Below are 24,148 nucleotides of genomic sequence, written 5' to 3' on the forward strand. Positions count from 1 at the left end.
CCACGCGCACGATCCGCAATCGAGATGCGCGAAACCCTCGTGGACAAACCCGCCCGCGCTCGCTCGCCTGCCGCTGCGTGCTACTCTCGCAACCGGCACCGGCCAGGACAGTACAGTGGTGCGCGACCAGTGAACATTGTGGATTCACGCATCATGTACTCGATCTTGCCCGCGTTCGTCTCTGCGTTGTTTCTCGGGTTCGGCCTCTACGTGCTGGCCACCAAGGGCCTCACGCGGGTATCCGTCCCGTTCGCCTTGATGTGCGCGGCGACCTTCGTCTGGCAGGGAACGTGGGCCTTCCTGTTCCAGACGACCGACGCGGACGTCGCCAACTTGCTGGTCAAGGCAGGTTATCTGTTCATCCTGTTCCTGCCGACGACCTTCTATCATTTCGTGACGGAGATCGTGTCGCGTCGGGACGAGCGGCCGTTCATGTTCGCCTCCTACGGCCTTTGCGTGCTGCTGGCCGTATTGCTGGTCACGGGCAATGGGGTCGTCGATGGATTCCGCCTGCATTTCTTCGGCCCGTATCCCAAGGCGGGCCCACTGCATCCGCTGCACGTCGTGCAGACCGTCCTCCTGGTCGGCCGCAGCTGCTGGCTCCTGATCGAGGCACGACGACAGACGCGCGCGCGGGATGTCCGGCAGCTGCTTACGCAATGTCTCGTCAGCCTGGGCCTCTACTCGCTCGCGGCCACCGACTATGCGGTGAACTACGGCGTCGAGTTCTATCCGGTGGGGGTATTGTTCATTGCGATGAGTCTCGGGATTCTCGCGACGTCGATCGTCCGCTATGGCCTGATGGGCCCCTATCTCCTGGCCGCGACGGTCGCGCACGAAGTGGCCACGCCGCTGGCGGCGATCGGCCTGCATGCGGACGAGCTGCGCAACGTCCTGCCGGCGCTGCTGCGCGGGTATCGGCTGGCGGTGGAGCACCGGTTGTGCACCGACAGCTTGTATCCGGGGCAGCTGGACCGGCTGCCGACGCTCGCATCGTCGATCCGGCGCCAGGTCGACACCACGAGCACCGTGGTCGAAATGTCGCTGGCGTCCTTTACGCTGGACCGCCTCGATCGCCACGGCTTCGCGGCCTATCCGATACGAGCCTGTGTCGACGCCGCGGTGGATCGCTTTCCCTTCCGTCCGGGTGAACGCGACCGCGTGTCGGTCGGCGCGATCGATCCGGACCTCCGGTTCTCCGGAACCGACTCGCTCGTGATCTTCGTCATCTTCAACCTGCTGAAAAACGCCCTGTATGCGATCGACGCAAGCGGCCGTGGGCAGATCGAGATCGACGCTCATCGCAGCAACGGTTACTGCGTGGTGCGTTTCAGCGACACGGGCCCGGGCATCGCTCCCGAGGTGCTCCCTCAAATCTTCGACGCCTTCTTCTCGACCAAGTCGCACGGGTGCGGCGCCGGCATGGGCTTGAGCTTCTGTCGCCGCGCATGCGAAGCGCTCGGCGGCGCCATCGCGTGTGAATCCATCCCCGGCGTGCGGACCACGTTCACGATTCGGCTGCCGGAGCCCGGTTCGCCGGCGGACCAGGCATTGCGCGATCCGCCGGCACCCACCCGGCACTATCGCATCGGGTAAGGCAGTCTCACCTTCAGTTCGCGGCGGACGGCAGGATCAGTTCATACGCCTTGACGCGCTCGATGATGCCCGCCGGAAACCGGCTGATCCGCTTGTCGGGACCGGCAAACACGATCTGCTGGTACCCCAGCGACACCTGTCGCCCGTCGACGTAGAAGCGAAACAGCAGATACGCCGAACACTGCCGAACCTCGAACGTATTGAGGAAGCAGTCGACCCGCTGGAACGGAAACGTCTCCTGGACGTATTCCTGATGCGCGCGCTTCGTCACGAACGACCCGCCGGCCGCCAGCAGGTTGTTGTGGATGCATTCGTGAAACCAGCGTTCACGGCACACGCCCTGCCATTCGAAGTAGCGTGCGAAATAGGTATTCATGAAGGCATTGGAATCCTTGAGGTAAATGTCGACCACGTGGTGGAAGGTTTTTTCGGACTGGTGTGCCGTTTCGTTGGAAAGGACGTGAAGAATCGCGTCTTGCGTCAACATGGATAACTCCTTGAATCGCTACTGGCGGTAGCGGCGCATTCCTTCAACGAGAAGGAATGGCCAGATTCTCGCCGTGCAATTCTGTTGAGCGCTTCGGTCAATACATGCCAAATTAGTGGTTGACAAATGGTTGATGTAAATACCACTTTCGCCCGATAATTGGCGCGGTCATGCAACGCGGCCGTCATTTGTGGAAACGCGTCTCCGTTATCGAATCTTTTTCTGCTGATTTATCGACTCTCGTATGCAAACCTTCGTCAGGCAGCCGGTGCTCTATCCCGTGTCCGTGGTGTTTGTCGACGACAATCCGGATTTCCTGCAGGCACTGCGGGGCGCATTTCCGGACGAACACCTGAACCGCTTTTTCACGCAACCCCGGGTGGCGCTCGACTTCGTGTCGTCGCGTGACGTGGAGATGCCGCCAACGGCCGCCGACTATTTCGGTGCGGAGAAAAAAGGCGGGAATGCGATCGGCGAGGATGCGCTCACCGATCCCGCCCGATTCGAGGCGGTGGGCGCGGTGGTCGTGGACTTTTCAATGCCGGAGGTCGACGGCATCCAGCTTCTTTCCTCCATCCGCAACGCAAACTGCATGAAAATCCTGCTCACCGGCGTTGCCGACGAGCGCGAGGCGGTGGACGCGTTCAACGCGGGACTGATCGATTGCTTTCTGAAGAAAACCGACGTCGAGATGCCACGCAAGCTGGCAACCGTGCTGGACAACGCGAAACGCAAGCACTGCGCGGCTCGCGGGCACATCAGCCTGCATGAAGCAGGGTCGACCTACCGCGATCCGAGGATCGTCAAACTGATCGACGAGGTGGCCGCGCGGGAAGGCATCGTCGAATACTACTGGCGCCCCAATCAGGACGCGGTGCTGATGTTCGACGCCGCGGGCGCGCCGAGTGTATTTCTCGCCTGGAACGAAGAGGATTGGTCGTTTCACTGCGATATCGTGGCCGACGCGAACGGTCCGGCCGAATTGCGCCAAGGCATGGAGGCGCGCAGCATCATGCCGCTGTTCTGGCCATCGCAGGCCTATCGGCCCGGCTTCGCCGACGTCAAATGCGCGGCGCCCCTGCCCGTTCCGGGATGGAACGGCACGTTTTACAGCTGGACCCGTCTGGACGATACGGCCACCGAACGCGAACTGCCCACGTTGGCGAAATGGCGTCACGCTTGAGGAATCATCTGCCTGTCTTCAATCAGGTGGTGCTGTCGTCGAGCCGGCAAGAACTCGAATTGAAGCAATCCCTGTCAATGTTGACAGTTATCGGCGGCACGGACTTTTGTTTTAATAGCGCCCTATTCCGAGGGCCACCCACTATTCCAATCAGGCGGCACATTCATTCAGGGCAGGTATCAGAAGTGCGGAAGGGCCATTCAGCAAGCGACTGATACCGCTGAGTATTGTTTCAGGTGCCGCGTGGTAAGCCTTGGCGGATCTGGTTCGATCTACGCCGATAAAACGCAGCAAAATCAAGGCTCCCTGATATCCCCGCGCGACCTCGATGGGTCGGCAGCACGTTTCCGGCCGGCGCCCATCGCGGTCGATCGTGATTCCGTGACGCGCGTGTCGCCGCGCGGCGCTTGCACGACGAGACCGGGTGAATTCTGCCCCAGACATTTCGATGTGCTCGATCTGCGCGTGCGTATTGCACGTGTCGTCGCCCGCGAGAACGTGATCCGCTCAGGACCTGCTGTATGAGGGCGATATCTGATCCAGAATGTCGTTGAACGCCCCTTCCGATACCGAGACGAAGGACTCGAAATGCAGATCGTCTGCGCGTCCAAACGCTCAATAACGGGTTCGTTCCTTATAAATTCTTCTGAAACCAGTTCATATTTGATTACGGCCGAAAACCCGGCGACGGCGGAGCCGTATCCGGTGCGGGTGTATGACGCAGCCCGAGCACGTCGAGATATGTGTCAAGCGAGCGTTGTGCAGATTCGGCAACCAGTCGCGTAATGTCGCCGTAATCGCCACTAACACATGCTTTGTCGAGCGCGTCGTAGTAGGCAAGCCGATCCTCTTTGCGGATGATCGCGGGCGGATAGCCCGCCTTCATCAACTCGAAGTTGAGCAGCAGCCGCCCCGTCCGCCCGTTGCCATCAATGAACGGATGGATCTTCACGAATCGCGTGTGCAGTTCCGCCGCCCGCTCGACCGGATGCCTGTCTCCGGCCGCCTCATACCAGTCGATCAGCGCGGCCATTTCAGCAGGCAGATGCATGAAATCCGGCGGGGTTGTACTCGCACCCGCGATCACCACGTTTTCGCGGCGATACCGGCCCGCTTCTTCAGCATCGATGCCCTTCAACACGAGACTGTGGAGGTTGCGAATCTGCCATTCCGACAGTGCCTCCGCTTTCGCCACGATGTCCTCGACATAGACGATCGCGTCACGATGGTTTGTCGCCTCGAAGTGCTCGCGAAGGGATTTTCCGCCGACCGTGATGCCTTCGAGCACCACCTTGGTTTCTCGCAGCGTCAGCGTGTTGCCCTCGATCGCGTTCGAGTGATACGTCCACTCGAGCAACAACTTTTCGCGCAGCGAGGCAACGGTGTGCTGTGGCAGCGGACGCGCGGCGTCGAGTGTCGCCTTGTCGGCGTCGATCGTGTTCAGCAGCGCGGAAGTTTGATTCGGCATTTGCTTCTCAAGGCGAGGTTCACTATTCGTCAGTATATATCCCCAATGGGGACAATCAAGCGGGTTTCCGCATTTTCTGCCACTGCAGGATTTCCAGCACGTATGATCGGCCCATATCGGGCATGGTGCGCGAGTCTGGCGAGTCTGCCGGCAGAAGCCACTTGTCCAGCGTCCGCACGGCAATGCTCAAGCGCGCGGCAAACTCCGCTCGCGTCATACCCAGTCGATCCATCGCTACGCGCAGCAGTTCCTGCTGGGGAAGTGCTGCGAGATCTTCCTTCGTAGTCATGCGTCAATTCAACGGTCAAAGTCACTTCCGGACTTATATCCCCAACGGGGATGACAATCAAGCATCAGCGAAAAATCCGTCGAGATCGGCCATCGCCTTGCGCCTCGCCTTCTTCGAGATCTTGAGATATGGAGCGAAATGATCAAGATGGATGTGGCCGAGAAGTGACTGCACCGTTTCGATTGAGTGACGCTGTGCAATAAGGCGATTCGCGAAGGTCCGGCATCTTGGGTGGCTTGAAATCCCTCGACCGAAACCAGCGGCGCGGTACAGTCCGGTTACATCGTGCTGAAGGCTGTCCACCGCGAGATGTTTGAACGTTTCGCCGTCGTCGTTGACGGGACGCTTCACGTTCAACTCGTGGCGTGTACGCTTGTGCGTCAAGATGAGCGGCACGGCAGGCATAGTCCCCGCCACTTGCTCCGGTCGGGCGTCGTTACTTTGCTGCGCTTCCAGCGCCATTCGATGTATCGGTTCATGGTCGCGACGGTTTTCGGGTGACTCAGGGAGACGCATTGGTGATCACACCTCGAAGGCCCACTTCCTCGCAGCGCCCACCGCCATCGCACGACATGGCCGATTTTCGGTGGATCCTCGGGCAGCGTTAGAATAGCGCCCCTTCTCATGGGAGACGAAAATGTCCTGGTTCGTTTACGAAGTACCCGAATACCACGAAGACGCTGCGCGCATCGAGCCCTTCAGCGACCTGCGCAACCGTGTGTTGAAAGTCGGTGACCCGGCCATGGCTGAAGAACTGGAAAGCGTTCGCGAGAATGCCGCGGCGACCGCCGACACGCCCGAGCGCCCCCTGCGGACTCCGGAAAATCCGCACGTCTTTCCGATTCCTTACGCCGAATCCATGATCCTGGTCGGGTTCATCTTCGATCTGAAACGCGAATTCCGGCAACTGGTCGTATCACCCGTGGAAATGCCCTGGCTGAAAGACGCGTAAGAGGCGGTGGGAACGGAAGCGCGACCTCGCGCTCGCGTGCGCGCTACCCGTTGACGTTTGGTCAGGCCCGGCACTCACTCGCGGAAGAAACCGGTGCCGGCGTCGGGCATCGACTCGGGAGCGAACGTCGGCGGCAACGCGAAGGCGCGACAGGCGCAAGGTGCCCGTGATCGGCGGTTCTCTACAACAACGACAACTGAGCCGGCATGCTTGTGCGACCTGCCTGATCGCTTTCCCTTACCGCCAGGTCCTGCCGGTCCGTTGACTGCGCATCGCCGTCGTCCTGTCGATATTTCCGCGCCCAATCGACGCCAAGCACATCAGATGAGAACACGACGCCGGGCGCAATCTGAACAAGCTGGCTCATGTGCGGATTTTCCTAAGCAGTCTGAACGTCGAAGTGTGCGGCTGCATAGCGTGCACTGCAGTTCCACACTTCGACGCCGTCACGGGTAAAGGTAGCCCATCCGTCCTTGACGATCACCTCTGCACCGGGAAAGACGTCACCATATCCATTTGCCGTGGCAGCGAAAACCGTTCGCTCGCGACACGTCGCCCAGTATTTCCCGTTTTCCAGGGTTAGCGGCTTTGTGCTCAATCGTCGACTCGACTCATTGTTTGATCAAAAAACGATCGCGGCTCTTTGCTCCCGCAATCCATTGAGGCGCCCTGTCAGGGGCATGAGCAAGGTAAGCGCAATTCCCTATCATAAGCCGTGACGTCATGACATCTCTTGTTATCGCCCGGTATTGACCCTACCCTTTCCCGTCGCTTGTATTCACGGTCGCTAACCGGCCGTAGCCATCGGAACCGGGAGCGAATCGCCCATCAATTCCGCAGGCGCCTGCTTCGCGCCCGGCCCTCGGCTTTCGACCGGCACGCTAGATCCGCCGGACATACCGCTCTGAAACGACCGAGCGTTGCTGGATCCATGCGACGGCAAGCTCCAGCGCTTCATCGCGAGCCTCCTGGGCGTTGGCGAAATCGCCATCGACGCCGAGCGTGCGTGTCTCGCCGGCCCGGTCGGTGACAATGGCCGCCGCCGCGTAGCGGCTGTTTCCGGTGACGGTTACCACCGGCCGGACCTCGCAGCCGTGATACTCCATGACGTTGTCCGTTTGCATATGACACCTCCTGCAGCGTGTTGCACCCGAAGCGGGCCCGGCGATGCGGGATCTTGGCGTGCTTGCCCTAGCCGATATCGATCGAGCGACTGGCGGACTGCACCGGTTCCGATTTCGGCACGGTCAACGTGAGTACACCGTTATCAAACTTTGCCAGGGTGTGGTCGGGGTCGGCGTTTTCCGGCATCGGGATCGTGCGCATGAAGCTTCCATGGGCGCGCTCCAGCCGGTAGCAGCCGTTTTCCTCGCTGCGCACATCCTGCTTTTTCTCTCCACGCAGCACGATTGCTCCATCCTCGACGCTCAACTTCAGATCTTCGCGCTCCATTCCGGGCAGTTCGGCGGTCACGCGCAGCACCTGCCCCTCATCGACGACGTCGATGCGCGGCTGGAAGCGCGACGAGCTGAAGTCGCCAAACCAGCGTTCGAGCGCGCCACCGCCTGCAAACGGGTCGTGAAAGAACGCCTCCATTGCACGCCACGGGTCACGTGAGAACAATCGCGGGATGTCGGGCCACGAAGCCCGCCACTGTTCGCCTGTCGGCGTGCTTTCCGCGCCTTCCGCATCGGATTTGCGGGCAGTTCCGCGAAGGAACTTGAAGGGGTTCCACTTTTTCAAATCGGTATTCATGGCGTCCTCCGATTCAGCTTCAATCTGATTTCACCGCGTACTCGACCGCATCGCGCCGCGCTTCGCCCGCGCTTGTCCAGCGTTTGCTGAAACGCGGCAGATGCCGGTCGGCCAACACCTCATCGTTCCGTTCGATCCGGACGATAGCGATGTAGCCCTCCAGTGCGGACAGGCGGGTCACGATCCGTCGCACGGGAATGGCGCGGAGATCGATCGCGTGTCCTTTCCAGGACTCCTGCGTAACCTCAGACACCCGCCCCCCGCTGCTCCTGGTCCGCGCAGGCGGCAGCGCGATCGCTGCCGCCCTGGTTGCCGACCTGCCGTTGCCGAAGGATCAGCTGCTCCTGACTTCAACGCGCCGTGGGCGCGCCTCGTCGCGGCGCGGGATTGTCAGCTTCAGCACCCCGTCGTGAAGGCTCGCCTCTATCCGTGACGTATCGAAGTCCGGTGACAGCGTGAACGTCCGGGCGAAGTGCGGTTCGCGGACCTCGGCATGCTGCAGCCGCAGATTTTCCGGCGTCGGCACCGCCGCCTCGGCCTCGATCGAGAGGCTGTTGTCGTGAACCTTGACGTCCAGCTTGTCCCTCGTCACGCCGGGCAGATCCGCCCATAGCGTGACGACCTGGCTGTCCTCGTATATGTCGACGGCCGGGACGAGCGTGATCCGGCGCTTGGGCTGTTCCGTGTCGCGACGTGCCACGGTGGACGGGCCGCGTTCGGCCAGTTGGGTCGTGTCATTCATGATCGGCTCCTCGGATTACCGGATAGTGATGGCGCGCGGCTTGGACGATTCGCGCCTGCCTACACTGATCGACAGACAGCCATTTTCGTAGCGCGCCTGGACCTTGTCGGGATCGGCGGTGTCGGGCAGCTCGATGACGCGCCTGAAGGCGCCGGCAAAGCGCTCCTGTGCATACGTACGCGTCTCGCTGCCAGTGCCGGGCTGTGTCGATTTGCGTTCGCCGCTGATGGTCAGCAAGCCCTTGTCGATCGATACGTCGAGTTCGGCGGCATTGATGCCCGGGGCGAAGGCGACGATCTCGATCGACTCGTCGGTCGCACCGATATTGATCTGAGGAAACGCGCCAAGCCGGCCAGCGCGGATGCTGGACGGGAAGCCGCCGAGGAGTTGCGCCATCTGCTGCTGCAGGCGGTCGAACTCGCTGAAGAGGTCGGTTCCGAAGTAAAGATCGCTCATGATCGTATCCTCCTTGAATGCAGCCGGGAGGCGAACGGGCCTACGCGCTCCAGTTCGCCTGCCAGACTGTCGGCAAACAAATCGAAACACGCAGCGCGCGGGATCCGGAGGCCCGCGCATCTGCCTGAGCGAAACCTAAGATAGGCACTCCGCGAAAAATTTCAAGGTGCGTCGGCAGATTTTTGCACTTGAAATTCCGGTGCTGGAACCTATCATCGCAGCGGCTTGGAACTGCATGCGGAGGACGCCATGGAATTCGACACGGACTGGCTTACGCTGGGCAGGCATCGTATCCGGCTGCGCTCGACGAAGGGCTTTCCGACCGAGACGATGCGCACTGTGACCGAGGTCGTCAGGCTCGCGATCGACAACAACATGAGCGCGCGGGCGCGACTCGTCGAGGTCGTCTGCCGGCACGAACAGACCTACGACGTGCTGGTCGGCACGACGATGGCGGAGGACAAGGTTTGTGCACCGCAACTTGAAGCCGCGGTTGCGGTTGTGCTGGGCCTGTTGCCCGACCAGATCAACATCACGGTCACCCCGGTCACGCAAAAGGAGGTCGATCTGCACTTTGGCGTGTACGAGCGGATGCTGTCGGAGAGGCTGAGTACGGCTGCGCCGCCCCGCTGACCGATCGGCCCAGCGCTCCGCCATGCGTCGACGGGGTCGTGACCGACTTTCAGCTCGGCCAGGCGAGCAGCACCGTGCACGTGCTGTTGTTGCCGTAGCTTAACCAGCGGGTCGCGGTGAAAGGACGTATTACCTGGCCGGATTCCGGAACCCGGTTTGCACCGACGCCGGATCTCGCATTTCCGATCGGCTGCCCCGGCGGGAGCGCTTCCAGGGCGCATGCACTACCGTGCGCGGCGTCCATTTCATCCGCATCATCGCCTCCGATCCGGATCATGCGACCGATGACATGCGAGTCGTCCGATGCACGGATGAATGGCGCCGCTGATCGGCCGGCGTCGCGTGTACGCCATGGCCCCTGAAATACGCCGGCGTGCCGACCACCGCCATCTCCAGTGACAGCGTGATGGAGACGGCAATCATGTGCGGCGCGCGGCTCTCGCCGATCCGGATGCCGACATCGCATCCGTCCGCCACGATGTTGGCCAGGCTGTCGTCCATGACCAGTTCTAGGCCGAGCGCGAAAAAACGCGTGCCGAACTCCTCCAGGTGCGGCTCGATCAAGATCGAGGCCGCGACGCGGGCGGCCAAGACCAGACGCGCCAGACCTGTGCCGTCGGCTACGACTACCGACGTGGACGGAGCCCGAACACGTCGCCTCCGGCACGCGCCCGACCGCGCCCGTGCCGATCGCCCGGCCGTTCCCCGTCCCGGTCTACTCGACGTTGTCCGACACGTCCGTCATCCGGATCATGTGCGGCTTCACACCGTCGTCGTCATCGGCAGGCGCGGCCTCCTTCGGATGAATCAGCGCTTCGAGCCGCGCCTTCGTCGCGACGAACGCCGGCGAATTGACCTGCGAATAATCGCGCGGCCGTGGCACCGGCACCTCGATCAACTCCTGCACCGCCCCCGGATTCGCCTTGAGAACGAGAATGCGATCCGCCAGGAAAATCGCCTCGTCGAGATCGTGCGTGATGAACAGGATCGTCACGTCGATATTGCGCCAGATGTCGAGCAGATGCGTCTGCATCCGCGCGCGCGTCTGCGCGTCGAGCGCACCGAACGGCTCGTCCATCAGCAGGATGCGCGGGCGGTTCGCCAGCGCACGGGCGATCGCCACGCGCTGCTTCATCCCGCCGGACAACTGGTGCGGATACACGTCGGCGAAGCGCGTCAGCCCGACGAGATCGAGCCACTGCAGCGCTTCGCGTTCGGCCTCGCCGCTGCTGCTCCCGTTCATCCGGAGACCGAACATCACGTTCTTCTTCACGGTGAGCCATGGAAACAGCGTGTAGCCCTGGAACACCATCCCGCGATCGGCGCCCGGCCCCTGCACGGGCTTGCCGTCCAGCAGCACTTCGCCGCTTGTCTGCGCTTCGAGCCCCGCCAGGATGCGGATCAGCGTCGACTTGCCGCAACCGGACGGGCCGATCACGCACACGAATTCGCGGCGGTGCGTACGGAAGCTGATGTCGTCGAGCGCGACGCACTCGCCCTGCGGCGTCGCGAAGCGCTTGCCGACGTGGCGCACGTCGAGTATCACGTCGCGGGTTTTCAGTCGTGCGAAGCGCTCGCGCACCGCGTCGGACTGCATCAGGTACTCGGGAACGGCTTGCGGATTCTGCATGATGCCCTCTGCGGAAATCGGTTGACGGTTGCGAATCGAAGGGCATCACGCTTTCAGCGTGCGGTCCCACGGAAACAGCTTGCGGCCGAGCACCCCGAGCACGATGTCGGTCCCGAGGCCGATGACCCCGATCATCAGGATCGCCGCATACACGTTGTCGAAATGCTGGTAGCGCGCCTGCTGGCTGATGTACCACGTGATGCCCGAACTCGTGCCGACGAGTTCGGCAACGATCAGGTAAGTCCACGCCCAGCCGAGCAGGATCCGCTGGTCGCGATACAGGTCCGGCAGCACACCGGGAATCACGACGTGGGTGAGCAGCTTGAGCTTCTTCGTGCCGAGCGTCATCGCGGCCTCGAACAGCCCGTATTCGAGCTTGCGTGTCGTGTTCGCGATGATCAGCACCTGCTGGAACAGCGTCCCGATCACGATGATCGCGATCTTCGGTGCGTCGTAGATGCCCAGGATCGCGACCATCAGCGCGCCGAAGGCCGGCGCGGGCAGGTAGCGGAAGAACTCCAGGAACGGCTCCTGAAGTCTCGCGAGCGCGCTGAAGGTGCCGCAGACGATGCCGAGCGGCACACCGATCGCGGACGAGATCACGAAGCCCCAAAAAATGATCCGGATGCTGTGCCACAGGCTCTCGTGCAGCCATACGCCGTCGCGAGATGCGGGCGGGGTCGTGAATGCGGTGTAGAACGCGCGCAACACCTGGTGCGGCGCGGGCAGGTAGACCGGATTCGCGCGCACGCCCTCCGGCACGGCCGCATGCATCTCCCGTGCATGCGCGAGCTCGTCGTCGAAGACGTCGCGATCGATCTGCATGCCGGTCTGGAAATAGTCGACGCTTCCCGGATTCGTGATGCGCATCTGCGGATGCCAGACGAACGGCACATAGCTGATCAGGCACCAGACGGCGAACGGCAGCAGGAAGGACGCCAGGCCGAGCGTCCATTTGCCGCGCGTCGTCAGTTCGCGGCGCACGGCCAGCCATCCGGTCGTGTTGCGGGTCATTGACATGGAAATCTCCGTATCGTTTCGGGTGCCGGTCGCGCGGCGCCCATGGCATCGCGCGACCGGACGTTCATTGCGAGGCGCTGCCCGCGGCGTGGGCGCGGTAAGCCCGCCAGCCGCCGAAGCGCGTGATGTCCGTGGCCTCGTCGAGCGCCGCGCTTTCGCACAGGAAGCCCTGCACGCGCGAGCCGTCGGCGAGCGTCAGCGTGCCGATGCCGAGCGGCGCCGCAATGCCCGCGACGAAGCTGCCGTAAGCGTCGACCGGCATCTCCCAGATCTCGACCGCGATCGGCGCACCGCCGTCCGGCACGCGCACGAGCCCCGGCTTGGCGACGCTGCCGCCGGATGCCGCGCCGGACAGCGCGTAGAGACGGTACGTGGCCGCCGTCGTCGTCGCCGCGACGAAACGCGCGCGTCGCTGCGTGAGTTGCCCGTTCAACGGCTCGCCTCGCAGATGCGCACCGACGACGGCCACGCGCACGACGCCGGTGGATTCCGTCGGCGCCGCGTCCGCCGTTGCAGCGTCCCCGGCCTCACGGACAGCCTGATCGCCGTCGACCCACGCCTGCGCGAGATCGAGCAGCCGCGCATCGTCGTGCGCGCGGCCGACGAACGTGATCCCGAACGGCAACCCCGCGTGCGACCCGGTCTTGCAGACGCCGGCAGGCACCGCGATCGCCGACAGGTCGAGCAGGTTGACGAAGTTCGTGTAGTAGCCGAAGCGCGAATTGATGCCGATCGGATCGGCTTCGAGCGCGTCCACGGTCGCGGTCGTGGCCGAGGTCGGCATCACGATCGCGTCGAGCCCGGCCCATGCGCGGCCCGCCTCGACGCGCAGCGTCGCGAGCCGGTCGAACGCGGCGAACGCGTCGGCCGCGCTGAAGCGCGACGCGCCGCCGACGATCGTGCGAATCACCGGATGGAGCGCATCGGGCTCCCGCGCGGCGAATGCGCCGAGTGCAGCAAGCCGCTCGGCAACCCACGGGCCCTCGTAGAGCAGCCGCGCGGCGGCCAGGAACGGGCTGAAATCGATCTCGACGATCCGCGCGCCCGTCGCCCGCAAGCGTTCGAGCGCCGCTTCCCAGGCCGCGCGATACGATTCGTCGCCGAAGAATTCGAGCTGATCGGCACGCGGTACGCCGAAACCCGACTGGCCGAGCGCACGCACCCGGTCGACATCCGGCAGCGGCTGCCATGCGCGCCCGTAAGGATCGCCTTCGGTCACGCCCTGCGCGACGGCGAACACCGACCGTGCGTCGGCCGGCGAGTGCGCGAACACCGACACACAATCGAGCGACCGGCAAGCCGGCACGACGCCGAGCGTACTCAGCACGCCGCGGGTCGGCTTGAGTCCGACGAGCCCGTGAAACGCTGCCGGCACGCGCCCGGAACCGGCCGTGTCGGTACCCAGCGAGAACGCCGCGACGCCGAGCGCGACCGCCACCGCCGACCCGGAACTCGATCCGCCCGACGCATAGCGCGGATCGAGCGCATTGCGGCACGCGCCGTAGGGCGAGCGCTGCCCCGACAGCCCGGTCGCGAACTGGTCGAGATTGGTCTTGCCGACCGGAATCGCGCCGGCTGCGATCAATCGCTCGACGACGGGCGCGCTGCGATCCGGCGTGTACGCATAGGCCGGACAGGCCGCCGTCGTCGGAATGCCCGCGAGGTCGATGTTGTCCTTGATCGCGAACGGCACGCCGTAGAGCGGCAGCGATGCGATGTCGCGTCCGGCCAGCGCGTCGGCATAGGTCGTCATCTCGGCGTGCGTCAGCGGCCGGATCCACGCATGATGCGGATCGCCCGCGTCGAAATGCGCGGCGATCGCGTCGACGAGCGCGTGCGGCGTCAGGGTGCCCGCCTCGTAGCGCGCGCGCAGCGCGGCGATCGAGCCCGGCCCGGGCAGCGGCGAACGTTGTGTCGTGCTCATGCCACCTCCTCGGCGGCGCCGGTCTTCTGCACCATCAGCCGCTGGCCGGCCACGACCGCCGCGCCCGGCGCGCAATCGATTGTCTCGATCGTGCCGTCTTCCATTGCCGTCACCGCCACCTCCATCTTCATCGATTCGACGATCACGACGACCTGCCCTTCGGTCACGCGCTCGCCGGGTTCGACCAGCACCTTCCACACGCTGCCCGACACGTCCGCGGCAATCGCGCGCTGCGTATCGTCGAGCGCGGCCGTTTCCCGCGCCGCCTGCGCGTCGCCCTGCTCCGCTTCGCCGACGTACTCCGCGTGCCCGGCCGCCCGCCACCGCTCGCGCTCGGCTTCGAACGCGGTTTGCTGCGCGGCCTTGAACGTCGCGATCGACTCCGCCTCGTCGCGCAGGAAGCGGTTGTACGCGCCCAGGTCGAACACGGATTCCTCGATCTTCAACGACGCGCGGCCCGCGATGAAATCCGCGCGCAGCGCAGCCAGCTCGGCCTCGCTGACTTCGTAGAAGCGGATCTCGTCGAAGAAGCGCAGCAGCCACGGCTTGCCGGCTTCGAACTCCCGCGTGGTGCGGTGACGGTTCCACATCTGGACGGTACGGCCGACGAACTGGTAGCCGCCAGGCCCTTCCATGCCGTACACGCACAGATACGCGCCGCCGATACCGACCGCGTTCTCGGGTGTCCAGGTACGCGCGGGGTTGTATTTGGTCGTCACGAGCCGGTGCCGCGGATCGATCGGCGTCGCGACCGGCGCACCGAGGTAGACATCGCCGAGCCCCATCACCAGATAACGCGCGTCGAACACGATGCGCTTCACGTCGTCGATGCTCGCCAGCCCGTTGATCCGCCGGATGAACTCGATATTGCTCGGACACCACGGCGCATCGGGCCGCACCGACTGCATGTAGCGCTCGATCGCGATGCGCGTCGACGGGTCGTCCCACGACAGCGGCAAGTGCACGATGCGGTTCGGCACGCGCATGTCGGCCACGTCGGAGAGTTCCCGCTCCGCAGTCTGCAGATGCGCGAGCAGTACATCGAGCGGCAGCACGCGTGCATCGAACTGCACCTGAAGCGAGCGGATGCCCGGCGTCAGGTCGAGCATGCCGGGCAACCGGTGCGCGTCGAGCCAGCACATGAGGGCGTGCACGCGAAAGCGCAGGTTCAGGTCGAGCACGAGCGGCCCGTATTCGACCAGCACGTTGCGATCGCCCGAGCGCCGGTAGACGACACCGATGCCGCCGCCCGCCGACGGGTCGCGATGCAGCACGCATTCGCCGGGCGCGGCAGAGGCAGCCGTGGCGACGTCGCGCGTCGGTTGCACGATCGCAGCAGCCGGCTTCCCGGCCGACGCGGCCGCGCGCACGAACTGCACCGTATCGCCCGGGCGCAACTGGCCGAGCTTCCACAGCTCGTCGCGCACGACCGTCACCGGGCACACGAAGCCGCCGAGGCTCGGACCGTCCGGGCCGAGGATCACCGGCATGTCGCCGGTGAAATCGACCGCGCCGATCGCATACGCGTTGTCGTGGATGTTCGACGGATGCAGGCCGGCCTCGCCGCCGTCCGCGCGTGCCCATTGCGGTTTCGGTCCGAGCAGCCGGACGCCGGTGCGGCTCGAGTTGTAGTGGACCGTCCACTGCGTGCCGTAGAGCATCGCGATGTCGTCCGGCGTGAAGAAGTCCGGCGCGCCGTGCGGCCCGTCCAGCACACCGAGCGTCCACGCATGCGTCAAGGCGGGAATGTCGTCTTCGGCCAGCGTCGCGCCGGCATCGCCGCGCCCCGCGTCCGCGTGCAGATGCAGCACGTCGCCCTTGCGCAGCGCGCGCCCCGCGTGACCGCCGAACTGGCCGAGCGTGAAGGTGGCCTTGCTGCCGAGATAGTCGGGCACCTGCAGCCCGCCTTTCACGGCCAGGCACGCGCGCACGCCCGCGCCCGTCACGCCGCCGAGCTTCAGTACCGTGCCCGGTCGAGCGCGCAGCACCTGCCAGAACGGCGCGGGCTCGCCGTCGAGCGTTGCCGCGAGCGGCGCACCGCCGAGCACGAACAGCGTCGCGGTGTTGAAGCGCAGCGTCGCGCCGACCATCGTGAATTCCAGCCCGGCCGCGTCTCGTGCGTTGCCGAGCAGCGCGTTGGCCAGATCGAACGCGCGATCGTCCATCGGACCGGACGGCGGCACGCCGACGCTCCAGTAACCGACGCGCCCGGGCGCCTGCTGCACGGTGGTCTGCACGCCGCCGTCGAACACGTCGATCGTGTGCGGCGCGAATGCGAAGCGCGACAGGAACGCCGTCGTCGGCGCGCCGCGCGCGAACGTGTCCGAGCCGGCAATCGCGCGCAGGTAGTCGAGGTTGGTTTCGATCCCGTACAGCTCGGTCCGCGCCAGCGCGGCCTGCAGTGCCGCCAGCGCGTCGCAGCGCGTATCGCCGCGCACGATCAGCTTCGCTAGCAACGGATCGTAATGCGCGCTGACCTCGGTGCCCGCGTCGATCCAGCCGTCGACGCGCACGTCGTCCGGAAAGGCGACATGCGTGAGCACGCCGGCGCTCGGCTGGAACTGCTTGTGCGGATCTTCCGCATAGAGCCGCACCTGGATGCTCGCGCCGCGCGGCGCGACGGCGAGCGTGTCGAGCGGCGGCAGGTCGCCTTCGGCCTGCAGGATCATCCATTCCACGAGATCGATGCCGGTGACTGCTTCGGTCACGCAATGTTCGACCTGCAACCGCGTGTTCACTTCCAGGAAATAGAAGCGGCGCGCGTTCGCGTCGAACACGAACTCGACCGTGCCGGCCGACGCGTAGCCGACCGCGCGGGCGAGCCGCACCGCGCTCGCGTGCAGCGTGTCGCGCTCGGCATCGGTCAGGTCCGGCGCGGGTGTCTCCTCGATCACCTTCTGGTTACGGCGCTGCACGGAGCAATCGCGTTCGCCGAGCGCGATCGCGCCGCCGCGGCCATCGCCGAAGATCTGCACTTCGATATGCCGCGCGTGCTCGACGAATTTCTCGAGATACACGCCCGCATGCGCGAAGTTCGCGTTGCCGAGCCGCACGACGGATTCGAAGGCCGCCTCGAGCTGCGCGGCGTCACGGCACAACGACATGCCGATCCCGCCACCGCCGGCCGTACTCTTCAGCATCACCGGATAGCCGATCGCACCGGCTTCGGCAAGCGCCGTCGCCACGTCGTCGAGCAGGCCCGTGCCCGGCAGCAGCGCGACACCCTGTGCGGCCGCGAGCGCGCGCGCGGTGTGCTTGAGGCCGAACGCGCGCATCTGGTCGCCGCGCGGCCCGATGAAGCGCACGCCGGCCGCTTCGCATGCATCGGCGAAACCGGCATGCTCGGACAGGAAGCCGTAGCCGGGATGCACGGCCTGCGCGCCCGTCTCGCGCGCGGCTGCGAGGATCGCCGCGACGTTCAGGTAGCTCTCCGCCGCCGGCGCGGGGCCGACCCGCACGGCTTCGTCGGCGAGCGTCACGTGACGCGCGTCGCGGTCGGCGTCCGAGTAGATCGCGACCGACGCGATGCCGAGCCGCTTCAACGTCCGGATCACGCGGCACGCGATTTCGCCGCGGTTCGCAACGAGGACTTTGGCGAATCTCATTCGGCCTCCCACACGGTGAGACGCACGGGCGTCGGGTTGTAGCCGTTGCACGGGTTGTTCAGCTGCGGGCAGTTCGAGATCAGCACGGTGATTTCCATCTCCGCGCGCATCTCGACGTACTTGCCGGGCGCGGAAATGCCGTCCTCGAACGTCAGCCCGCCGAGCGGTGTGACGGGTACGTTCATGAAGAAGTTGACGTTGCCGACGAGGTCGCGCTTGGTGAGCCGCGCGCCCGTGCCGCACGTGCAGTGCGCGATTGCATTGAGGAAGCTGTCGCGGCAGTTGTGCATGTGCCGCTTGTCGAGCGCATAGCGCACCGTGTTGCTCTCGGCCGCGCATGCGCCGCCGAGCGTGTCGTGACGCCCGCACGTATCGGCGATGATCGTCGCCATCGCGTTGCCCCGGCTCGACAGCAGCACGCTGCCGGCGCTCAGGTACAGGTTGCGCTGCGCGCGGATCGTGTCCTGCGCGCTGTAGCGCTCCTCGGGGTCGTCGGACCGGTAGAACAGCGTGTCGACGGCCTGGTTGCCCTCGAGGTCGAGGATGCGGAAGACCTGCCCGCGCTTCAGGTCGTGCAGCCACGGTTCGCCCGCGTTCAGCGTGATGTCGTGGATCGCGTCGCGCGGGTCGAGGCGGCTTTCGATGATCGGCATGGTGCGGCTCCTTACGCGAACAGGCGGTCGGTGTTGGTGAAGCCGCGCATGTTCTCGGCGCACGCGCGCCGGCACGGATCGTCTTCGGGTGCGGCGGCGTCCGCCGGATACGCGCGGTACGCGATCAGCTTCACCGGCTTCGGCGCATAGTCCGCACGCGGATCGAGCGGATGCGGCGCGGTCGAGAATGCCGCGAGCGTGTTCATCTCGAAGCGCAGGTCGACGGCACTGCCGGCCGTCGAATGGCCGGGGACGAAATCGAGCGTGCCGTCGTCCCCCGTCTCGAGCTTGCTGAAGAAATTGACGTTCGCGACGAGGTCGCGCGCCGACAGCCCGTACTTCGCGAGTTCGAGCACGAGGCTGTCGCGGCCGTTGCGGATCATCGCGTTGCGATCGGCCTGGTACGTCGTCGTGCCGTACTTGTGTGCGAACAGGCGCGCATCGCCGACGCCGCCGAGCGGGTCGTGCCAGCCGAGCGTGTCGGCCGTGATCGACGCGATCACGCGCCCCATGTCCGTGTACAGCGCATGGCCGCGCGTGAGATGCGCGGTGTGCTGCGCCTTCAGCGTATCGGCCATGTTGTAGCGTTCGAGCAGGTCTTCCTGGCGATGAAATACGGCGGACAGGTTCGCGCCGCCTTCGACATCGACGATGCGCAGCGCGAGGCCGCGGCGCAGGATGCCGGACCAGTGGGTGCCGGCGGGAATCAGCGTTTCCCACGCGACGTGCGGGGGTGGGGCGAGGACGGCTTGGGGGCTCGGCGACATGGCGGCTCCGTGGTCGGTTGGATAAAAGGCGTGAGAGGGCGACCGAACGACATCGCGACCTCCCGGGCTTTTATCCCTCCGTGGAGCCTCGCCGCTGCCTCGTATCGAGGCGAAGGCAAGACCGGATTGCTCTCGGACCAGGCATCGTGCGGCGCGAACGCCGCATGACCGGAACCCTAGCGATCCTGAAGATGATGCAAATTGCTTCGCACCTCTCGGGCAACGATCTAGCGAGTTGCGTGCCAGCCTCGATGAAACGGCTGCACAACGCGGTGCGGCGGCCCGCACGTGCGCCGCGTGCACGACATGGCGGCGGCCCCGTGCCCTCGCGGCGGGCGTGCCGCGCACCAGGCGAACGCGATCCCGCACCGGCGCAGTGCGTGTCGCATGCGCATGCACGGCACGATCCGCAATGGCATGGGCATTGCATCGATGGCGACACCTTCACTCGACATCCAACCGCTCATGAACAAGCTCGACCTGCTCCGGCGCGCGCTGACAGCCCTCTTCTCCGCCCGCTTCATCGAACTGCAACGCGCCGCACGCCGCCGCTGAGCCGCCCTCGTCGCACGTCGTTGGCACGGTTCTCGCTCGGCATGACGCCGAGAGGTGCGGCGGCGTCGCATCTTAGGGATGCTAGGGTTCCGGTTCATCGAACGTCTGGTCCGAGAGCAGCCCGGCACGGGTTCGTCCGATCGCGAGAGCGGACGCGCACGCGCTACACGGCGGGACAAAAGCCCGGGAGACTGGCGATGGCAACGGCCATCGCGCCTCTCCGTGGCCGCTTCGTTCGTTCCGCATCCGCAGGAACCGGCTACGCAGCCGGACTGTGCTCCTGCACGGTCCGTATCGACGATCCCGATCCCGGTCTCCTGGAGAAACACGATGACCCGTCCCGCCTCGGCATTCCGCCGCCTGCTGTCCTTCCGTTCCGCCCGTCGTGCATTGGGTGCCGCCGCCACGGCTGCGGCGCTGCTCGCGGCGCCCGCCGTTCACGCGGCGGCGCCGCTGAAGATCGGCTACAGCGACTGGCCCGGCTGGGTCGCGTTCCAGGTCGCGCTCGACAAGGGCTGGTTCAAGGAGGCCGGCGTCGACGTCGATTTCGAATGGTTCGATTACTCGGCGTCGCTCGACGCGTTTTCTGCGGGCAAGCTCGACGCGGTCGCGGCAACCAACGGCGATGCGCTCGTGACGGGCGCATCCGGCGCGAAGAACGTGATGATCCTGCTGACCGACTATTCCGCCGGTAACGACATGATCATCGCGAAGCCGCCGCTGCGCAGCGTCGAGGGGCTGAAGGGCAAGAAGGTCGGCGTCGAGCTCGGCCTCGTCGATCACCTGTTGCTCGAAACCGCGCTGCAGAAGCACGGATTGAAGGATGGCGACGTGACGCTGGTCAATGCGAAGACCAACGAACTGCCGCAGGTGCTCGGCTCGTCGACCGATGTCGCCGCCGTCGCCGCATGGCAGCCGAACGCGAACGAGGCGTTGAAGCGCGCACCGGGCGCACGCGCGATCTTCACGTCGGCCGACGCGCCGGGGCTGATCTACGATGCGATCACGGTCGCGCCCGCGAGCCTCGCCGCGCGCCGGGCCGACTGGGCCAAGGTGATCAAGGTCTGGTACCGCTGCGTCGCGTACATCAACGACCCGAAGACGCAGGCAGATGCGGTCAGGATCATGTCCGCGCGCGTCGGGCTCACGCCGGAGCAATACCTCCCGCTGCTGAAAGGCACGCACCTGCTCGACGAAGCCGCTGCGAAGCATGCGTTCCGCAAGGGCGACGGTCTCGATTCGATCTATGGCTCGACGCGCAACGCGAATGCGTTCAACGTGCGCAACGGCGTGTACAAGCAGTCGCAGAATATCGATGCGTATATCGATCCGCGATTCGGGATGTCGAACTGACCGTTGCGTGCGGTCGGACCTTTGACGGCTCTGTCAGGCTGGCGAGGCGCCTCCCCGATTCATCGAGCACGGGGAGGCGCATTTTCGAGGATGTCGAGGCAGGCGTCGCCCGTCGGCGGTGCTTGCGCAGCTGATCGCACGCTTCACCGGTCGCGTGTTCGGCAATCCGAAGATGATCGACGATTCGATCGGGATCCCGTGACGTTTACCGTCACGAAATCCCCCCTTCCCAAGCCCGCCTCTTTTCCATCATTTCGCTCATTCTCCTCGATCGTTTCTCAAACAAAAATTGATTGATTTGGCGAAACCGCATTCGCATACTGCGCAAGCTTCGTTCGCAATGCGTTGTCGTTGTCCTGAATCGGTCCCGACGCGCTGTGCCAGCGGCAAGCGGGATCGATATCGCGCGGTTTCCACTCTCTCGATGGAGAAACGTCATGGGCGTTACCGTCATTCCCCGCCTGCTCGGCCTGAAGGACGAGAAGAAGATTGCCACCACCGTTGGTGAAGCCCGGTTGAGCGGGATCAACTACCGGCATCCCGATTCCGCGCTGGTGTCCTATCCGGTCGCCGCCGCCGCGCCGTTGGGTACGCTGCCCGCCGGCAACTACAGGATCGCCATCGTCGGCGGCGGAGCAGGCGGCATCGCCGCACTCTACGAACTGGGCCGGCTCGCGGCGACGCTGCCGGCAGGAAGCGGCATCGACGTGCAGATCTACGAAGCCGATCCCGATTCGTTTCTTCATGACCGCCCGGGAATCAAGGCGATCAAGGTACGCGGGCTCAAGGCCGGACGAGTGTCGGCGGCACTCGTTCACAACGGCGATCCCGCCAGCGGCGACACCATTTACGAAGTAGGCGCGATGCGCTTTCCGGAAATCGCCGGATTGACCTGGCATTATGCGTCCGCCGCATTCGGGGACGCGGCACCGATCAAGGTATTTCCGAATCCCGGCAAGGTGCCGACCGAATTCGTGTTTGGCAATCGGGTCGATCGTTATGTCGGGAGCGATCCGAAAGACTGGGAAGATCCGGATTCGCCGACGTTGAAGGTACTGGGTGTCGTCGCCGGCGGGCTGGTGGGCAACCCGCAAGGCGAGAATGTCGCGATGTATCCGATCGCCAATGTGGATCCGGCCAAGATCGCGGCGATCCTGAATGCGGCTACGCCGCCGGCCGATGCCCTCGAGCGGATTCAGACGAAGTACTGGCCCGAGTTCATCGCGCAATACGATGGCCTGACGCTCGGCGCGGCCGTCCGCGAGATCGTGACGGTTGCATTCGAGAAGGGAACGCTGCCGCCGGTCGACGGTGTGCTCGACGTCGATGAATCGATCAGCTACTACGTCGAACTGTTCGGCCGCTTCGGCTTCGGCACCGGCGGCTTCAAGCCGCTGTACAACATCTCGCTGGTCGAGATGATGCGGCTGATCCTCTGGGACTATTCGAACGAATACACGCTGCCGGTCACGGAAAACGTCGAGTTCATCCGGAATCTGTTCCTCAAGGCCCAGGACGTCGGCGCCGGCAAGCTGGCCGTCCAGGTTCGTCAGGAACGTGTCGCGAACGCCTGTCATTCCGGCACCGCGTCGGCGCGCGCACAACTGCTGTCATACGACAGCCATAACGCCGTCCATTCCGAAGCCTACGATTTCGTGATCCTCGCCGTCCCGCACGATCAGTTGACACCGATCGTCAGCCGCAGCGGCTTCGAACATGCCGCCAGCCAGAATCTGGGGGACGCGGGCCTGGGCCTCGAAACGCATACGTACAACCAGGTCTATCCGCCGCTGCTGCTGAGCGATAGCAGCCCCGCCGCGAACGCCCGGATCGTCACGGCGATCGGCCAGCTTCACATGGCGCGCTCGTCGAAGGTGTTCGCCACCGTCAAGACCGCCGCGCTCGACCAGCCGTGGGTTCCGCAATGGCGCGGCGAACCGATCAAGGCCGTCGTCTCCGACAGCGGCCTCGCGGCGAGCTACGTGGTACCGAGCCCCATCGTCGAAGACGGCCAGGCGCCCGAGTATTCGAGCCTGCTCGCCAGCTACACGTGGGAGGACGATTCGACCCGGCTTCAGCACGATTTCGGGTTGTATCCGCAAAACCCGGCAACCGAGACCGGTACGGCGGACGGGATGTACCGGACGATGGTAAATCGCGCGTATCGGTACGTGAAGTATGCGGGCGCGTCGAACGCACAACCGTGGTGGTTCTATCAGCTGCTCGCGGAAGCACGCACGGCGGACCGCTTTGTCTTCGACTGGACGACCAACAAGACGGCCGGCGGCTTCAAGCTCGACATGACGGGCGACCATCACCAGAGCAACCTGTGCTTCCGGTATCACACGCATGCGCTCGCCGCGTCGCTCGACAACCGCTTCTTCATCGCCAGCGACAGCTACAGCCACCTCGGCGGCTGGCTCGAAGGCGCGTTCATGAGCGCACTGAATGCGGTGGCGGGCCTGATCGTGCGCGCCAATCGCGGCGACGTGAGCGCGCTGTCCACTGAGGCACGTCCGCTCGTGATCGGTCTGCGGCCCGTCGTGAAGGTCCCCGCAGCGGAGCTGGCCACCAGCCAGTAATTCGCGAACAAGGAGACGCGTGCGTCGCGCGTCATCATGCGCCCGCCGTCCGGCGGGCGCGTTTCACATCGATCGAAACAGGGCGCGCGGCCGGACGGCGGAATCGGTGTATCCGGATTACCGCTCGCTTACCTTCACGCGCGGCAGCCATTCCGCCTCGGCACCCTGCGTGCCTTTCAATTGGGCGGGAATCGCGTCTTGCACTTGCGCGTCGTAGCGGCGTACCGCCTCGGTGTCGAGATGACGGCCGTCGAACGTCGACTGGCGACGGGTAATCATGTTGATGCGAAGGCGTTTTGCCGCCATGGTCGGTCTTCCTTGAAAAATCGGCACCCGCCAACTGGCGAAGTGCAATAGATGTACGTGAGAAAGATGTCGCCAAGATGACGTGATGTGAAACGCACGTCTCCCGCCATCCTACGGCGGCTGCGCATGCACCGAAATGACCTCGAGCAAGCATCGCAGTTCACTTCTCCGCGATCCGCTTGCCGTCCGGCT

Annotated in this window: 25 protein-coding genes and 2 riboswitches; of the genes, 7 read left to right on the forward strand and 18 right to left on the reverse strand. The window is 64.7% G+C overall.

All coding sequences use genetic code 11. The annotated features are described in order from the left end of the window. The first annotated feature begins 153 nt into the window (after positions 1-153). On the forward strand, positions 154-1,596 hold the full coding sequence (locus ACTJLD_RS14960) for an ATP-binding protein (RefSeq protein WP_440659173.1): 1,443 nt from the start codon (positions 154-156) through the stop codon (positions 1,594-1,596). A 13-nt stretch (positions 1,597-1,609) separates the two neighbouring features. Here the strand turns inward: ACTJLD_RS14960 and ACTJLD_RS14965 are convergent, their stop codons facing one another. Next, positions 1,610-2,083 (reverse strand): acyl-CoA thioesterase, encoded by a 474-nt coding sequence (locus tag ACTJLD_RS14965; protein WP_021158078.1) that lies wholly within the window; start codon positions 2,081-2,083, stop codon positions 1,610-1,612. A 244-nt stretch (positions 2,084-2,327) separates the two neighbouring features. Between ACTJLD_RS14965 and ACTJLD_RS14970 the strand changes: the two genes are divergently transcribed. Further along, entirely contained in the window at positions 2,328-3,266 is a 939-nt protein-coding gene (locus ACTJLD_RS14970; RefSeq protein ID WP_334045582.1) for a response regulator, read from the forward strand. 667 nt (positions 3,267-3,933) lie between these two features. Here ACTJLD_RS14970 and ACTJLD_RS14975 read toward each other — a convergent pair. From ACTJLD_RS14975 to ACTJLD_RS14985, 3 genes are read right to left on the reverse strand one after another with little or no spacing between them, the layout of a single operon-like run. Then, positions 3,934-4,734 carry a Fic family protein gene (locus ACTJLD_RS14975; RefSeq protein ID WP_440659176.1) on the reverse strand — a complete coding sequence of 267 codons (801 nt, stop codon included), beginning with the start codon at positions 4,732-4,734 and terminating at the stop codon, positions 3,934-3,936. 55 nt (positions 4,735-4,789) lie between these two features. After that, positions 4,790-5,023 (reverse strand): hypothetical protein, encoded by a 234-nt coding sequence (locus tag ACTJLD_RS14980; RefSeq protein WP_060316699.1) that lies wholly within the window; start codon positions 5,021-5,023, stop codon positions 4,790-4,792. Positions 5,024-5,080: 57 nt separating this feature from the next. Next, on the reverse strand, positions 5,081-5,485 hold the full coding sequence (locus ACTJLD_RS14985; RefSeq protein ID WP_060196835.1) for a hypothetical protein: 405 nt from the start codon (positions 5,483-5,485) through the stop codon (positions 5,081-5,083). 175 nt (positions 5,486-5,660) lie between these two features. Here ACTJLD_RS14985 and ACTJLD_RS14990 point away from each other — a divergent pair, with 175 nt between their 5' ends. Beyond that, entirely contained in the window at positions 5,661-5,975 is a 315-nt protein-coding gene (locus ACTJLD_RS14990) for a hypothetical protein (RefSeq protein WP_027792681.1), read from the forward strand. Between the two features lie 181 nt (positions 5,976-6,156). Here the strand turns inward: ACTJLD_RS14990 and ACTJLD_RS14995 are convergent, their stop codons facing one another. The 6 genes from ACTJLD_RS14995 to ACTJLD_RS15020 form a co-directional block, all read right to left on the reverse strand. Beyond that, entirely contained in the window at positions 6,157-6,342 is a 186-nt protein-coding gene (locus ACTJLD_RS14995; RefSeq protein WP_059699323.1) for a hypothetical protein, read from the reverse strand. Between the two features lie 514 nt (positions 6,343-6,856). Continuing rightward, the gene (locus ACTJLD_RS15000; protein ID WP_059699325.1) at positions 6,857-7,099 is read right to left on the reverse strand and encodes a hypothetical protein; all 243 of its coding nucleotides are present in this window, start codon (positions 7,097-7,099) and stop codon (positions 6,857-6,859) included. 67 nt (positions 7,100-7,166) lie between these two features. Continuing rightward, a complete protein-coding gene (locus ACTJLD_RS15005) occupies positions 7,167-7,730 on the reverse strand; it encodes an Hsp20/alpha crystallin family protein (RefSeq protein ID WP_176115149.1) in 564 nt (187 codons plus the stop codon). A 19-nt stretch (positions 7,731-7,749) separates the two neighbouring features. Next, positions 7,750-7,911: a hypothetical protein gene (locus tag ACTJLD_RS15010; RefSeq protein WP_226229011.1), complete on the reverse strand. Its 162-nt coding sequence runs from the start codon at positions 7,909-7,911 to the stop codon at positions 7,750-7,752. Positions 7,912-8,064: 153 nt separating this feature from the next. Continuing rightward, positions 8,065-8,472, reverse strand: coding sequence for an Hsp20/alpha crystallin family protein (locus ACTJLD_RS15015; RefSeq protein ID WP_440659181.1), 408 nt, complete (start codon positions 8,470-8,472; stop codon positions 8,065-8,067). A 15-nt stretch (positions 8,473-8,487) separates the two neighbouring features. After that, positions 8,488-8,928, reverse strand: coding sequence for an Hsp20/alpha crystallin family protein (locus tag ACTJLD_RS15020; RefSeq protein WP_027792687.1), 441 nt, complete (start codon positions 8,926-8,928; stop codon positions 8,488-8,490). Positions 8,929-9,177: 249 nt separating this feature from the next. Between ACTJLD_RS15020 and ACTJLD_RS15025 the strand changes: the two genes are divergently transcribed. Next, positions 9,178-9,561 carry a hypothetical protein gene (locus ACTJLD_RS15025; protein ID WP_060174513.1) on the forward strand — a complete coding sequence of 128 codons (384 nt, stop codon included), beginning with the start codon at positions 9,178-9,180 and terminating at the stop codon, positions 9,559-9,561. A gap of 273 nt (positions 9,562-9,834) precedes the next feature. Here ACTJLD_RS15025 and ACTJLD_RS15030 read toward each other — a convergent pair whose 3' ends face one another. The 7 genes from ACTJLD_RS15030 to ACTJLD_RS15060 form a co-directional block, all read right to left on the reverse strand. Further along, positions 9,835-10,152, reverse strand: a complete 318-nt coding sequence (locus ACTJLD_RS15030; RefSeq protein ID WP_440659184.1) for a hypothetical protein — start codon at positions 10,150-10,152, stop codon at positions 9,835-9,837. A 124-nt stretch (positions 10,153-10,276) separates the two neighbouring features. Then, positions 10,277-11,191: an ABC transporter ATP-binding protein gene (locus ACTJLD_RS15035; protein WP_440659186.1), complete on the reverse strand. Its 915-nt coding sequence runs from the start codon at positions 11,189-11,191 to the stop codon at positions 10,277-10,279. A 45-nt stretch (positions 11,192-11,236) separates the two neighbouring features. Next, a complete protein-coding gene (locus tag ACTJLD_RS15040) occupies positions 11,237-12,211 on the reverse strand; it encodes an ABC transporter permease (RefSeq protein ID WP_027792689.1) in 975 nt (324 codons plus the stop codon). Positions 12,212-12,275: 64 nt separating this feature from the next. Beyond that, the gene (atzF, locus tag ACTJLD_RS15045) at positions 12,276-14,135 is read right to left on the reverse strand and encodes an allophanate hydrolase (protein ID WP_440659188.1); all 1,860 of its coding nucleotides are present in this window, start codon (positions 14,133-14,135) and stop codon (positions 12,276-12,278) included. Beyond that, positions 14,132-17,740: an urea carboxylase gene (uca, locus tag ACTJLD_RS15050; protein ID WP_440659189.1), complete on the reverse strand. Its 3,609-nt coding sequence runs from the start codon at positions 17,738-17,740 to the stop codon at positions 14,132-14,134. The genes atzF and uca overlap by 4 nt, the downstream gene beginning before the upstream one ends. Further along, complete coding sequence (locus ACTJLD_RS15055) at positions 17,737-18,393, reverse strand: urea amidolyase associated protein UAAP2 (RefSeq protein ID WP_440659191.1); 657 nt, start codon at positions 18,391-18,393, stop codon at positions 17,737-17,739. Before ACTJLD_RS15055 ends, uca begins: the two co-directional genes overlap by 4 nt. A gap of 11 nt (positions 18,394-18,404) precedes the next feature. Then, complete coding sequence (locus ACTJLD_RS15060) at positions 18,405-19,160, reverse strand: urea amidolyase associated protein UAAP1 (RefSeq protein WP_440659193.1); 756 nt, start codon at positions 19,158-19,160, stop codon at positions 18,405-18,407. 57 nt (positions 19,161-19,217) lie between these two features. Further along, positions 19,218-19,351: riboswitch (guanidine-I (ykkC/yxkD leader) on the reverse strand. A gap of 202 nt (positions 19,352-19,553) precedes the next feature. Between ACTJLD_RS15060 and ACTJLD_RS15065 the strand changes: the two genes are divergently transcribed. The 3 genes from ACTJLD_RS15065 to ACTJLD_RS15075 all read left to right on the forward strand — a co-directional run bounded on the left by ACTJLD_RS15065 (position 19,554) and on the right by ACTJLD_RS15075 (position 23,650). Then, positions 19,554-19,715, forward strand: a complete 162-nt coding sequence (locus ACTJLD_RS15065; protein WP_175854013.1) for a hypothetical protein — start codon at positions 19,554-19,556, stop codon at positions 19,713-19,715. A 70-nt stretch (positions 19,716-19,785) separates the two neighbouring features. Beyond that, positions 19,786-19,907: riboswitch (guanidine-I (ykkC/yxkD leader) on the forward strand. A gap of 138 nt (positions 19,908-20,045) precedes the next feature. After that, on the forward strand, positions 20,046-21,068 hold the full coding sequence (locus ACTJLD_RS15070; RefSeq protein WP_440659195.1) for an ABC transporter substrate-binding protein: 1,023 nt from the start codon (positions 20,046-20,048) through the stop codon (positions 21,066-21,068). A gap of 437 nt (positions 21,069-21,505) precedes the next feature. Next, on the forward strand, positions 21,506-23,650 hold the full coding sequence (locus tag ACTJLD_RS15075) for a tryptophan 2-monooxygenase oxidoreductase (RefSeq protein WP_134319616.1): 2,145 nt from the start codon (positions 21,506-21,508) through the stop codon (positions 23,648-23,650). Between the two features lie 117 nt (positions 23,651-23,767). Here the strand turns inward: ACTJLD_RS15075 and ACTJLD_RS15080 are convergent, their stop codons facing one another. Continuing rightward, a complete protein-coding gene (locus tag ACTJLD_RS15080; protein WP_027792696.1) occupies positions 23,768-23,956 on the reverse strand; it encodes a hypothetical protein in 189 nt (62 codons plus the stop codon). Positions 23,957-24,148 lie beyond the last annotated feature (192 nt).

This window comes from Burkholderia sp. 22088 (assembly GCF_052045915.1).
In the GTDB taxonomy this organism is placed as follows: Bacteria; Pseudomonadota; Gammaproteobacteria; order Burkholderiales; family Burkholderiaceae; genus Burkholderia; species Burkholderia cepacia.